This window comes from Undibacterium sp. KW1, assembly GCF_009937955.1.
Classification (GTDB): Bacteria; Pseudomonadota; Gammaproteobacteria; order Burkholderiales; family Burkholderiaceae_D; genus Undibacterium.
On sequence record NZ_AP018439.1, the window covers coordinates 3,048,758 to 3,061,694 of the forward strand.

General features: G+C 49.5%; 11 protein-coding genes. 8 read left to right on the forward strand and 3 right to left on the reverse strand.

All coding sequences use genetic code 11. From position 1 onward, the window contains the following. Positions 1-9: 9 nt before the first annotated feature. A complete protein-coding gene (gene yaaA, locus UNDKW_RS13705) occupies positions 10-786 on the reverse strand; it encodes a peroxide stress protein YaaA (protein ID WP_162059143.1) in 777 nt (258 codons plus the stop codon). Between the two features lie 22 nt (positions 787-808). On the opposite strand from yaaA, the gene UNDKW_RS13710 reads away from it, so the two are divergent. From UNDKW_RS13710 to UNDKW_RS13745, 8 genes are all read left to right on the forward strand, one after another. Beyond that, entirely contained in the window at positions 809-1,288 is a 480-nt protein-coding gene (locus UNDKW_RS13710; RefSeq protein ID WP_162059144.1) for a putative toxin-antitoxin system toxin component, PIN family, read from the forward strand. A 255-nt stretch (positions 1,289-1,543) separates the two neighbouring features. Further along, a complete protein-coding gene (locus UNDKW_RS13715) occupies positions 1,544-2,293 on the forward strand; it encodes a protein phosphatase CheZ (protein WP_162059145.1) in 750 nt (249 codons plus the stop codon). After that, positions 2,293-4,137, forward strand: a complete 1,845-nt coding sequence (locus UNDKW_RS13720; protein ID WP_162059146.1) for a chemotaxis protein CheA — start codon at positions 2,293-2,295, stop codon at positions 4,135-4,137. The genes UNDKW_RS13715 and UNDKW_RS13720 overlap by 1 nt, the downstream gene beginning before the upstream one ends. Positions 4,138-4,225: 88 nt before the next feature. Then, entirely contained in the window at positions 4,226-5,704 is a 1,479-nt protein-coding gene (locus UNDKW_RS13725) for a YdiU family protein (RefSeq protein WP_162059147.1), read from the forward strand. A 26-nt stretch (positions 5,705-5,730) separates the two neighbouring features. Beyond that, positions 5,731-6,126 carry a peptide-methionine (R)-S-oxide reductase MsrB gene (gene msrB, locus UNDKW_RS13730; RefSeq protein WP_370529119.1) on the forward strand — a complete coding sequence of 132 codons (396 nt, stop codon included), beginning with the start codon at positions 5,731-5,733 and terminating at the stop codon, positions 6,124-6,126. A gap of 25 nt (positions 6,127-6,151) precedes the next feature. Next, complete coding sequence (locus UNDKW_RS13735; RefSeq protein WP_162059148.1) at positions 6,152-6,775, forward strand: septation protein A; 624 nt, start codon at positions 6,152-6,154, stop codon at positions 6,773-6,775. Further along, a complete protein-coding gene (locus UNDKW_RS13740) occupies positions 6,772-7,044 on the forward strand; it encodes a BolA family transcriptional regulator (RefSeq protein ID WP_162059149.1) in 273 nt (90 codons plus the stop codon). The genes UNDKW_RS13735 and UNDKW_RS13740 overlap by 4 nt, the downstream gene beginning before the upstream one ends. 50 nt (positions 7,045-7,094) lie before the next feature. Continuing rightward, a complete protein-coding gene (locus UNDKW_RS13745) occupies positions 7,095-7,892 on the forward strand; it encodes a peptidyl-prolyl cis-trans isomerase (RefSeq protein ID WP_162041599.1) in 798 nt (265 codons plus the stop codon). A 72-nt stretch (positions 7,893-7,964) separates the two neighbouring features. Here the strand turns inward: UNDKW_RS13745 and UNDKW_RS13750 are convergent, their stop codons facing one another. Beyond that, on the reverse strand, positions 7,965-8,681 hold the full coding sequence (locus UNDKW_RS13750; protein WP_232063382.1) for an ABC transporter substrate-binding protein: 717 nt from the start codon (positions 8,679-8,681) through the stop codon (positions 7,965-7,967). A gap of 193 nt (positions 8,682-8,874) precedes the next feature. Further along, on the reverse strand, positions 8,875-12,870 hold the full coding sequence (purL, locus tag UNDKW_RS13755) for a phosphoribosylformylglycinamidine synthase (protein ID WP_162059151.1): 3,996 nt from the start codon (positions 12,868-12,870) through the stop codon (positions 8,875-8,877). Positions 12,871-12,937: the final 67 nt, after the last annotated feature.

Here is a 12,937-nt window from a genome sequence, read left to right on the forward strand (position 1 = left end):
GACTTCAAGTCAATCTTCTATTTTGCGCCGGAACACCCATTCAGTGCTGGTAGATTCCTCTTCGCAATAAGCATAAGCCTCTTCAGCAAAAGCTTTCAAGTCATTTACCTTGCGTATGCCATGCTGGGCACAGTATCTGGCCATCAAGCCTCTGGAGCGTTTCGCATAAAAAGATATGATTTTGTATTTGCCATTTTTCCAGTCCTGAAAGACGGGAGAAATGATTTTTGCACCCAAAACTGCTGGCCTTACTGCCTTGAAATATTCATCAGATGCCAAATTCACCAGAACTTGTGATTTATGTTGCTTAATAGCATCACTCAACAGCAAACTAATTTTATCTCCCCAGAAACTGTACAGATTTTTACCATGCTGATTGGCTAGCGCAGTTCCCATTTCCAGCCTGTATGCCTGCAAGACATCAAGCGGACGCAATAAACCGTATAAACCAGACAGAATACGCAGATGGTTTTGTAGATATTTCAGTTGCGAAGACGTCAGACTCGCGACATCGAGCCCCTCATACACATCTCCATTAAATGCAAATACTGCCTGTTTACTATGTTGTGCGTTCGGCTGCGGCAACCAGTCAGCAAAGCGTTGCACATTCAATTCAGCAAGCGCAGGAGAGATATCCATCAGCCTGCCCAGTTGATCAGCACTATAGGTTCTGGCTATTTCCACCAGTTGTTCTGCCTCGGCCAGAAAATGGGGCGCAGTTTTCGTCCTGGTTTTTACTGGTGTTTCAAAATCCAGACTTTTGGCTGGAGATAATACAATGAGCATAAATTGAACTTAATAGACAAAAATGACCGACATCATACCTAAGCGCGTAATTCTTGACACCAATGTGTGTCTGGATTTGTTTGTATTCAAAGATCCCAGATGGTCAATCCTGCTTGATGATCTCGGCAATGGCCAGTTAAAGGCCCTGACCCGCACAGATTGTCGGGATGAATGGCTGGCAGTACTCTCCTACCCTCACCTTGCAGAAAGACACGAAAGCGCCGAAGCGGTGACGGCCCTGTTTGATGCCCATATTGAGTGCCTCGCTCCCGCCGATACCGGCCATAGACTCCCTGTCTGCAGTGACAAGGATGATCAGAAATTTCTGGAGATTGCACGCGATGCCCATGCTGAAGTTTTGATCACCAAAGACAAGGCTTTGCTCAAGCTCGCCAGAAAAATGAAGCAGGCCGGCATGTTCAGAATAGAGACGCCAGAACATTTTTTGCGAACTTACGTAAAAGAATGTGACAAAACTGCATCGGGAGTAACAAAAGAATGACAAATTTTATTACTCTGGGTTATTCTTCGGTAATGTCCTGCTACTATGAACGTGAGTAAAAAGCAGTCTTGTTCATGGATAAAAATTACCCCCTGATTCAAGCAAAATAAATCAGGAAAAAAACGGAGTCCATGCAGAAACGTGGTATCTGAACGGCAGTAATACTCAGAACATGTCTGCATACTCCCGCTGACACCCCGTGACATTTGTGAAGCTATACACAATGATCAATGCGATTATGGAGAACCAAGGACTATGACCGATTCAGCAGATGATCTGGACGCATTGTTTGAAGAAATGGCCAATCAGCGCCTGGAAACCAATGTAGAGTCCCCCTCTTCCCCGCCTTCTGGCGGCGAGCCTGACCAGCTTGAGCCAGCACCCGCCAAGTTCAATTTTCACAGCGATGATGCGGATGCTGCAAAGCCTATGTTTGACCGTTTAGGTGGTCTTGTCAGAATGCTGCATGACTCCATGCGCGAGCTCGGCTATGACCGTTCGCTATCCGATGTCGCAGTACAGATTGCCGATGCCCAGGGGCGACTGGAGTACGTCGCCACGCTGACTGAACAGGCGGCCAACAAGGTATTGAACGCGACAGATCTGGGCATGCCTGAGCAAGATGAGCTGGCAAAAAAAGCCAAGTCCATGGATGCGCGCTGGACAGATTTGTTTGATGGAAAACTCAGCGTTGATGAATTCAAAACCCTGGCGACAGATTCCAAGACTTTCGCCAATAATGTGTTGACGGCGACCGATGCAGAAAAAGCGCGCCTGCTCGACATCATGATGGCGCAAGACTTCCAGGATCTGACTGGTCAGTTGATCAAGAAAGTCGTGGCCATCAACAAACGGGTGGAACACGAGCTGGCGCAAATCCTGCTGGATAATGCACCATCTGACTTGAGAGAGAAGGCAGTAGAATTGATGGAAGGCCCTTCCGTCCCGAACGCAGCACTGGAACAGGACGATGTAGATAACCTACTTGATAGTCTGGGTTTCTAATGGATGACATGCTCAAAGAATTTGTCGTCGAAGCGCTCGATCTGGCGACCAATGTAGAAGAACATCTGCTTTCGCTCGAGCGTAATCCCGGCGACATGAATACGCTGAATGCCGTATTCCGATCCTTCCATACCATCAAGGGTGGCGCTGGTTTCATGAACTTGAGCGCCATGGTATCGGCCTGCCATTTAACCGAAAACCTCTTCGACGCCCTGCGCACGGGACAAGTTCCTGTCACGCCAGAGGCGATAGAAGCAGCGCTTGAGGCCAGCGGCTTTGTCGCAGACCAGTTAACCGCGCTCAATAATGGCACTGAGCCAGACAAGCTCTCGACCATGCCCAAGTCGCTGGAAAAAATGCTGACAGACGCCATAGAAATGAAGGGCGTCAGCAAAAAACCGGCGGCGGCCAAAGCCAAACCGGCAGATACGCCCAAGCCCGTAGAAAAGGCTGCCCCACCTGTAGCAAAAAAAGAGAGCGACGGTGAACTTGACTGGGAAGCCTATTTCCGCGCCGTGACACCGCCGGGAACCTTACCCGAGGCCGAATCCGAAGCCGCCGAGGAAGAGGAAGTACATGCTGCAGCACCAACACAGCGGGAAGAAACCGAAGCTGTCAAATCTTCATTATCAGGCGCAGAAATCAAACAGAACGCGCCCGCAAAAGAAGAAAGCATACGCATAGATGCAGTCAAACTGAATGTCTTGCTTGAAGTTGCAGGTGAATCCGTGCAGGCAGCCAACCAGGCCGCCGTATTACTTGAAAAACTGTCGCAATTCAAGTTTGACGGCCAGGCGGCACCGCTGATGTCTGCCCTGACTGAAACCCTGACACGCGCCTCCCGCTATTCAACTGAATTGCAACGCGCTACTTTGGCAACGCGCATGCAGCCTGTTGGACGTTTGTTCCAGAAATTCCCAAGACTGATCAGGGAACTGGCGCGTGACCTTGGCAAAGAAGTCGATCTGAACATTGCCGGTGCCGAGACAGAAGTCGATCGCGTGGTCGTTGACAGCTTGTATGACCCTTTGGTCCACATGTTGCGCAACGCCCTCGATCACGGTATCGAAACTGCTGAGGAACGCATCAATGCCAATAAGGCACCTCGTGCCACGATTTCACTGAAAGCCTGGCAGGAAGCCAGCAGCGTCATGATAGAAGTGACAGATGATGGCAAGGGCATGGATGCACAAAGACTGCGCGATAAAGCCATCTCCAAAGGCTTGATCAATGCGCATGATGCCCGCACCGACGACGAGGCTTTCCAGCTGGTTTTCTTGCCAGGTTTCTCGACCAAAGAAGTTGCCTCCAGCGTATCTGGCCGCGGCGTTGGCATGGACGTGGTAAAAACTGCGGTGGAACGCCATCGTGGCGCTATACGAATCGCCTCTCAACTGGGAACAGGCACTACCTTCCTGATACGTTTGCCTATTGAGTTGTCCATCGTGCCAACCATGCTGGTCCGTACTGATGGTGCTTCGCTGGCATTGCCTATGGCAACCGTACAGCGTGTGGTTGAATTACCAGAAACCTTTGAAAGCGTCGGGGGCCAACCTGTTTTGCGTGATCTGGGCCGGCCTTTGCCAGTCAAGTCTCTGGGCAAGATATTGGGCTACACACCAGCGTCAGAAAGAGTTGGTATCGTCATTGCAGCTCCTAGTCCTTACATCTTGTCTGTTGATGCGGTTGATGGTACCGCCGATCTGGTCATTAAACCGTTGACTTGTATCAGCACACCAGGCATTACGGGAACTGCCCGCTCTGCTGAAGGTGAACTGGTACTGGTGATCAGCCTTTCCTTCCTGATTGATGGTTGCAAGACCAGGGAACGTATTACTGCCTGATCCCGCATCACGAGCAAGCAACTGATAAACGCATTTTGACCAAATCTGTCAAAATGCGTTTATTCTTTTTATCGCCACCTGGCACCTCATGACCACACCCCCACTCTCTCTGCAAGAATTCGTGCTGGAGAATAAGTTTGCAGAACTTCCACCGCATTTTTATACCCAGCTCTCAGCCAGTCCCATAGATAAACCCTATCTAGTCGCGGCCAGCGATGAAGTTGCCACACAATTGAACCTGGATCAGGCAAGTCTTAATTCTCCAGAATTTTTGAATTACTTTTCAGGCAACCAGGTTCTTCCTGGCAGCAAGCCGCTGGCAGCGGTATATTCCGGCCATCAGTTTGGTGTCTGGGCCGGTCAATTGGGTGATGGCCGCGCTTTGCTGCTTGGCGGTATATCGCATGCAGGTCAGCATCTGGAAATCCAGCTCAAAGGTGCAGGCATGACGCCATATTCGCGCATGGGTGATGGGCGTGCGGTATTACGCTCTTCCATACGTGAATTTTTATGCTCTGAAGCGATGGCGGCGTTGAACATACCCACTTCGCGTGCGCTGTGTGTCATCGGCTCAGACCAGATGGTTTTTCGCGAAACCCCAGAAACCAGCGCCGTCGTCGCCCGCGTAGCGCCCAGCTTTGTACGCTTTGGCTCGTTTGAGCATTGGTATTACAACGACATGATGGATGATCTGCGACAACTGGCTGATTATGTCATCCAGCATTCTTACCCTGAACTGCTGACAAAGAACAATCCTTACCAGTCGCTGCTGACCACCGTCACCACCCGCACTGCTGAACTGATGGCACACTGGCAGGCCGTGGGATTTATGCATGGCGTCATGAATACCGACAATATGTCCATCATAGGTCAGACGCTGGACTATGGTCCATTCGGCTTCATGGAAGCTTATGATGAAAAACATATCTGCAACCATACTGACCAGCAAGGCCGTTATTCGTATCGCATGCAACCTGCCATAGGCAACTGGAATTGCCAGGCCTTGGCGCAAGCTTTATCGCCACTCATAGGCAGTGTCGATGACACCAATGCGGCACTGAGCCATTATCCCGCAGTTTATCGACAAAAATGGGCAGAACTCATGCATCAAAAATTTGGCCTGAAAACAGATCAAGAAGGCGATCTCGATTTATTTGCCAGCTTTTTCACTTTATTACAAAGTAATCATGCCGACTTCACCCTGAGTTTCCGTCATTTGAGTAAGCTTTCGAATCAGAAATCGACCAATGACGAGCTGGTGCGTGATTTGTTTCTGGACAGGGATAGTCTGGACACATGGCTGCTGAATTACCGGGCGCGTCTGGCAATGGAACAAAGTGATGAACAGACGCGTCAACCCAGTATGCTTTCAGTCAATCCCAAATATATTTTAAGAAATTATCTTGCGCAGCAGGCTATAGAAAAAGCGCAACAGAAGGATTTTTCAGAAGTCAGGAAATTATTGAGCATCCTGGAAAACCCCTATGACGAACAAGAGGAACACGACGACTACGCAAGCTTGCCGCCAGACTGGGCAAAGCATCTGGAAGTCAGTTGTTCATCCTGATACAAGAAAGAAGTGAGGAGGAAATCATGAGTAAAATCGTTAAGTCAGATGCCGAATGGAAAGCACAGCTGAGCTCCATGGAGTATGAAGTCACAAGGCATGCAGCCACTGAACGCGCTTTTACAGGCAAATTCTGGGATCACCATGAGGCAGGCATCTATACCTGCGTCTGCTGCAACACACCTTTGTTTGCCTCCGATGCCAAATTTGATTCCGGTTGCGGCTGGCCAAGCTACTTCAGGGCATTAAACCCAGCCAATGTACGTGAAAAAGTTGATACATCTCATGGCATGACGCGCACTGAGATTTTGTGTAATATCTGCGACGCCCATCTGGGCCACGTATTTCCTGATGGACCACCACCGACAAGGTTGCGCTATTGCATCAATTCAGCGTCCTTGAAGTTTGATCCTGTAGTTTGATCCTTTAAAACCTGATTGTTTGTAAATGAAATTTCTTTTTGATATGTTCCCGGTGGTTTTGTTTTTTCTCACCCTCAAATGGGGTGAGAAAAATGCAACTGCTGCACAATCCATCGTATCCGACTATTTTTCCGGCGTAGTCTCTGGCGGAGTAACCACCGCTGAACTGGCTCCTATTTTGTTGGCTACAGCGATTACCTTGGTCGCGTCGATATTTCAGATAGGTTATCTGCTGATACGTCGCAAGAAAGTGGATGCCATGCTATGGATTTCATTCATCATTATCATGGTGTTCGGTGGTGCCACCCTGTATTTCCAAAACGAAGCCTTTATCAAGTGGAAGCCAACTGTACTTTACTGGTGCTACTGCGGTGCGTTTGCCTTGGCACAGTTTGTATTCAAGAGTAACTTGATTCAATTGGCGATGGGCGGGCAAATCAAGTTGCCAGAACATATCTGGACACGACTCAGCTATGTATGGATGGCGTATTTCTTGCTAATGGGGTTCATAAACCTCTATGTGGCGTTTAATTTCTCTACGGATACCTGGGCCAATTTCAAACTCCTGGCCGTTGTTGCCATCATGCCGGCATTTATCATTATCCAGAGCCTGTTTCTGGCTAAATACATGGAAGAACCTGCACAATGACGCGCACGGAGAAAATATTAGCCCGTCTGACTGAAACCTTGCAGCCAGTTGACTGTCAATTAACAGATGACTCCGAGGCTCATCAAGGCCATGCTGGCGCGGCTGGTGGTGCAGGTCATTACAGTGTAAGAATAGTTTGTCAGCAATTTGAAGGATTAAACCGCATTTCTCGCCATCGACTAGTGTATGATGCCGTTGGCGTTATGATGCAAACGGAAATTCATGCCCTCAATATTGTGGCATTAAGTCCGTCAGAGATACCGACCTAAGCAGTTTATTTATAATCCGTTTTATTTATTTTGTTATTTAGGAACAGACAATGACTTTTAAACCTGCTCATTTGCTGGTAGTACTTCTTGCAACTGCCCTGCCTGCAATGGCTCAGAACGTAGCTACAGTTAATGGCAAGGCTATCCCTGCCAGCCAACTTGAAGCATTAGTAAAACAAGCGGTAACGCAAGGCCAGCAGCAGGATACGCCTCAGCTGCGCGCGCAGATCAAGCAAGACCTGATCGTCAATGAAGTCTTGATACAAGAGGCTGAAAAGTCAGGCCTGGCAAAAAATGCCGATGTAAAACAAGCTATTGAACAAGCACGCCAAACCATTCTGGTTCGCGCAATGATGTTTGACTACCTGAAAAAGAACCCTGTCACTGACGCTGAAGTCCAGGCAGAATACGACAGGCAAAAAGCTCAGGCAGGCGACAAGGAATATCACCTGTTCAACATCGTTCTGGATACAGAAGATGAAGCAAAAGCCACAATTTCCAAATTGAAAGGCGGCGCCAAATTTGAAGAGCTGGCCAAACAAGTCTCCAAAGATCCTGGCAACGCCTCTAAAGGTGGTGATCTGGACTGGTCCATACCTAGCGGCTGGCCTCCAGCATTCGCCCCTGTGCTGAGCAAACTGCAAAAAGGTCAATTTACAGAAACACCTGTAAAAATGACTGATGCCCAAGGCAAAGACAAGTTCCATATCGTCAAGCTTGATGATACGCGTACAGCGAAATTCCCTACACTTGAAGAAGTGAAACGTGATTTTGTGAACGGCATTTCACAACAACACCTGCAGGCATTCCAGCAATCCCTGTATAAAAAAGCTAAAATCACCCAATAAAGTGGTGAAGTGTTAAGATAAAAGAGGCGCAATGCGCCTCTTTTGTTTTTTCCAGCACGTATTTATCAATATTTACTGGTATTTATTGATAATGTTGTTCAATTCCCTATTTTTCTGCAACTCCATCAGGCCTTTATCGAGCTGATCTATGATTTGTACAGCCTGGGGATGCTCCTTGCTGACACCAAAATGCAGGGGGTATTTTTCAGTCTGCGGCAAGCTCTGTATCTTGTATGTACTCATGTCCAGAGGCAAAAGACTCAGGCGGGCAAAGCCCCATAGCACTTCTTGCATATCCACCACAATATCACAATGCCCCCGCTCTATCTTGCGCATGAGGCTGGTATAGCTGGTTGCGCCACTTTCGATGGCAGAGGGTGGCAGACGAGTATAAAAAGTCGATGAGCCATGTAAAGAGCAGATTTTATATTTCTCCAGATCACTGAGCATTTGCAGTGGGGGCTGCGGGAACTTTTTTGCAGAATATAAATAAGATGGCGTAAGGCTATGGTAACTGCGGGAAAACACATACACCTTTTCACGCTCAGGGTTCCTGAACACCGACATCACAATATCGAAACCCTCACGTGCCTGAACCTCAAACAGGCAACGCGCCCAAGGCCTGAGTTCTATTTTTGGGTCGGGAAAGATGTTACGCAAGATATCCGCCGACAGTCCCTCAACAGGTGTTCCTGCAGACTTGATATAAGACATGGGCGGCCAGTTGCTATCCCCACCACAAGCACGTACGCGCTCCGCCGCACCAGCATGATGCAAGAAAAAGAGCATAGCAAAGAAGAGCAGATATCGCATTTATCTGGAGAAAGTTTCCCTGACGATTCATTATAAGGAAAGCTGTGCCACGTAAAGGTTTTATTCTGTACTGAGAATGTAAATCATCTTCATAAAGTGAGGGGCAAGTAAAAAAGGGGCAATCATTTTCATGATTGCACCCTTCCCTTTTAACTGATATCGCGACAGTCTAGCCCACGAATACCCGTGCATTGCGGAACATACGCATCCAAGGGGAATCTTCACCCCAACCTTCTGGATGCCATGAATGCAATACTGAGCGGAACACACGTTCCGCATGTGGCATCAACACAGTAAAGCGTCCATCTTCATTGGTGACTGAAGTAATGCCCTGTGGTGAACCATTTGGATTATATGGATAAGCTTCTGTTGCCAGGCCAGCATTATTGATAAAACGCATGGCAACCTGTGCTTTGGCAATGTCGCCAGTCGTTGAGAAGTCAGCAAAACCTTCACCATGAGCGATAGCGATAGGTGTTTGCGTACCAGCCATACCCTGGAAGAAGATAGAAGCAGACTCGGCCACCTCCACCATGACAAAACGGCCTTCGAATTGCTCAGACTTGTTCCTCGTAAATTTAGGCCATGCCTGCGCGCCAGGGATGATGGATTTCAAATTACTCATCATCTGGCAACCATTGCAAATGCCCAATCCAAAAGTGTCATCGCGATGGAAGAATTGCGAGAACTGATCAGACATCATGGCATTGAACAAAATCGTTTTAGCCCAGCCCTCGCCGGCCCCCAGCACATCACCATAAGAGAAACCACCAACAGCAATCAGGCCCTTGAAGTCAGCCAGCTTTGCACGACCGGCAATCAGGTCACTCATGTGCACATCGACTGCTTCAAAACCAGATTTGTGCATGACATAAGCAGTTTCTATATGCGAATTCACGCCCTGCTCACGCAAGATAGCAACCTTGGGGCGCACGCCAGTCGCAATGAATGGCGCTGCCACATCTTGCTGCGGGTCGAAACTCAGCTTGGGTTGCATGCCTGGATCATTAGCATCCACAATGCGTGCGTATTCAGCATCGGCACCGGCAGGGTTATCGCGCAGGCGGGCGATTTGCCAGCTGGTTTTGCTCCATAACTGGTGCAATGCAGTTCTTGGCTGATTATAAATTTGCTTGGCATCGCGGGTAAATTCGATGATGCCGCTATTGTTTGGTTTGCCTATGATGTGGCTGCAGGCACCAAGATTGAAGCTACGCAAGACATCCATGACTTCTGAACGCTGTTCAGTACGCACCTGTATCACGGCACCCAACTCTTCATTGAACAAGGCGCGCAAGGTCATGTCATTGCGACGTTCAGACACCTGGCTTGCCCAGTTCTTGGCATCCCCCTGATCTGCTGCATGCTCGCTATCCATGGTCAGGATATCGAGATTGACCGATAAACCAGCACGGCCAGCAAAGGCCATTTCACACAGACTGGCGTACAGGCCGCCGTCTGAGCGGTCATGGTAAGCCAGTAATTTGCCTTCACTATTCAACTGCTGGATAGCGGCAAAGAAGGCCTTCAGGTCTTCTGCGCTTTCGACGTCAGGCGCATCATTGCCGAGTTGCTGCATGACTTGCGCAAAGCAGGAAGCACCCAGGCGATTCTTGCCACGGCCCAGGTCGATCAGGATCAGACTGGTATCACCTTGGTCCAGGCGAATTTGCGGCGTCAGTGACTTGCGTACGTCATACACGGGCGAGAAGGCAGAAATAATCAGTGATACCGGTGAGGTCACGGCCTTGCTTTGCCCTTCATCCTTCCAGGTGGTTCGCATGGACAGGGAATCCTTACCCACCGGGATACTGATACCCAGCGCCGGGCACAATTCCATGCCAACTGCCTTTACCGTATCAAACAGGGCGGCGTCCTGCCCAGGCTGGCCACAGGCTGCCATCCAATTGGCCGACAGTTTGATATCAGAGATATCTTTGATCGGTGCAGCAGCGATATTGGTGATGGCTTCACCAACCGCCATACGGCCAGATGCAGCAGCATCAATCACGGCCAGAGGTGTACGCTCGCCCATGGACATGGCTTCACCCAGGTAGCCTTCCAGGCTCATGGTGGTCACGGCGCAATCAGCTACTGGTACCTGCCATGGGCCAACCATCTGATCACGCACGGATGTAGCACCCACTGTGCGGTCACCAATGGTGATCAGGAAGGATTTATCAGCAACCGTAGGCAGGCTCAATACGCGCTCAGCGGCAACTTGCAGATCGATGCCCGTCAAATCAATTTTAGGGAAGTCATTGCTGACGTGGGTAACATCCCTGTGCATTTTTGGCGGCTTGCCCAGCAAGACATTCATGGGCATATCGACTGGTGAAGTATCGTTCAGCGGATCGATGACGCGCAATTGACGTTCTTCAGTCGCAGTACCAACCACGGCAAACGGGCAACGCTCACGTTCGCAGAAATGGCGGAACAGTTCCAGGCTTTCTGGTGCTATACCCAGGACATAACGCTCCTGCGACTCATTACTCCAGATTTCTTTTGGTGCCATACCGCTTTCTTCCAACGGTACTTTACGCAAATCAAACAGCGCACCACGTTTGGCATCATTGGTGATTTCTGGGAAAGCATTCGACAAACCACCAGCACCAACGTCATGGATGGACAGGATGGGATTATTCTCCCCCAACTGCCAGCAGGAATTGATGACTTCTTGCGCACGGCGTTCCATTTCAGGATTACCACGCTGTACCGAGTCGAAATCCAGATCCGCAGTATTAGTACCAGTTGCCATCGAAGATGCAGCACTGCCACCCATGCCTATGCGCATGCCAGGACCACCCAGCTGTATCAGCAGGCTGCCTACAGGAAGATCATTCTTTTTGGTGAGTTTGTCCGAGATATTGCCTATACCGCCGGCAATCATGATGGGCTTGTGATAGCCATAGACCGTGCCGCCGACATTTTGCTCGAAGGTACGGAAATAACCACCCAGAACAGGACGGCCAAATTCATTATTGAAAGCAGCCCCCCCCAAAGGGCCTTCTATCATGATCTGCAATGGTGAAGCAATGCGGTCTGGCTTGCCGTAGGCATCCACAGTAACTTTTGTAGTCAGGCTGTCACCAGCGTTTTCCCATGCCTGGCGTGCGCCTGGCAACATCAGGTTGGATACGGTAAAGCCAGTCAGGCCCGCTTTTGGACGGGCACCGCGACCTGTGGCGCCTTCGTCACGAATTTCACCGCCAGCGCCAGTAGAAGCGCCTGGAAATGGAGAAATGGCTGTAGGGTGATTATGCGTTTCCACTTTCATCAGGGTATGCGTCAGTTCTTCTGTTACCTGATAGATTTGGTCTTTACCGGATGGGAAGAAACGTTTGACGACTGCACCTTCCATGATGGAAGAATTATCGCTGTAGGCAACGATCGTGCCCTTGGGTTGCAACTCATGCGTGTTCTTGATCATCTGGAACAGGGATTTATCCTGCTTCTGACCATCGATAGTCCAGTCTGCATTGAAAATCTTGTGACGGCAATGTTCGCTGTTCGCCTGCGCAAACATCATCAGTTCTACGTCTGTAGGATTGCGCTTTGCTATAGTGAAAGCATCAACCAAATAATCGATCTCGTCATCAGACAGAGCCAGGCCGAGTTCGCTATTTGCTTGTAACAGCGCCGTCTTGCCGCCTTGCAGTACATCAACATGCTCCAGATCTTTGGCAACCAGTTCAGAGAACAGTGCCTGCGCTTGCTGCGCATCGGCCAGCACCATTTCTGTCATGCGGTCATGCAAGAGTGCAGCCACCTGCTCACGGCTGCCATCGGCGAGTTTTTTAGCACCGCCCAGCAAACCAGTCTTGACTTGCACATAGTAGATAATGCCGCGCTCAAGACGATGGATATGTGTCATGCCGCAATTGTGGACGATGTCTGTGGCCTTGCTGGCCCATGGCGATATCGTGCCGAAACGTGGAATCACGACAAACACATCACCTTCACTGCTGGCGGTAAATGCATCGCCGTATACCAGCAAGGCATTCAGACGGTCAGCGTCTTCTTTGAGCAGTTCAGAGGCAACATCAACGAAATGGACATAGCGACCAGTAACGCCAACAATATTGGCATCAACAGCTTGCAAACGAGAGAGAAGACCGGAGGTACGAAAAGCAGACAGGGCGTTGGAGCCTGGCAATATCAACATGGTGAGCGAGGTAGTTGAGGCAATGTACACAAAACCTGCCGTGCACAAGTGCTGGTTGGATCAGAAA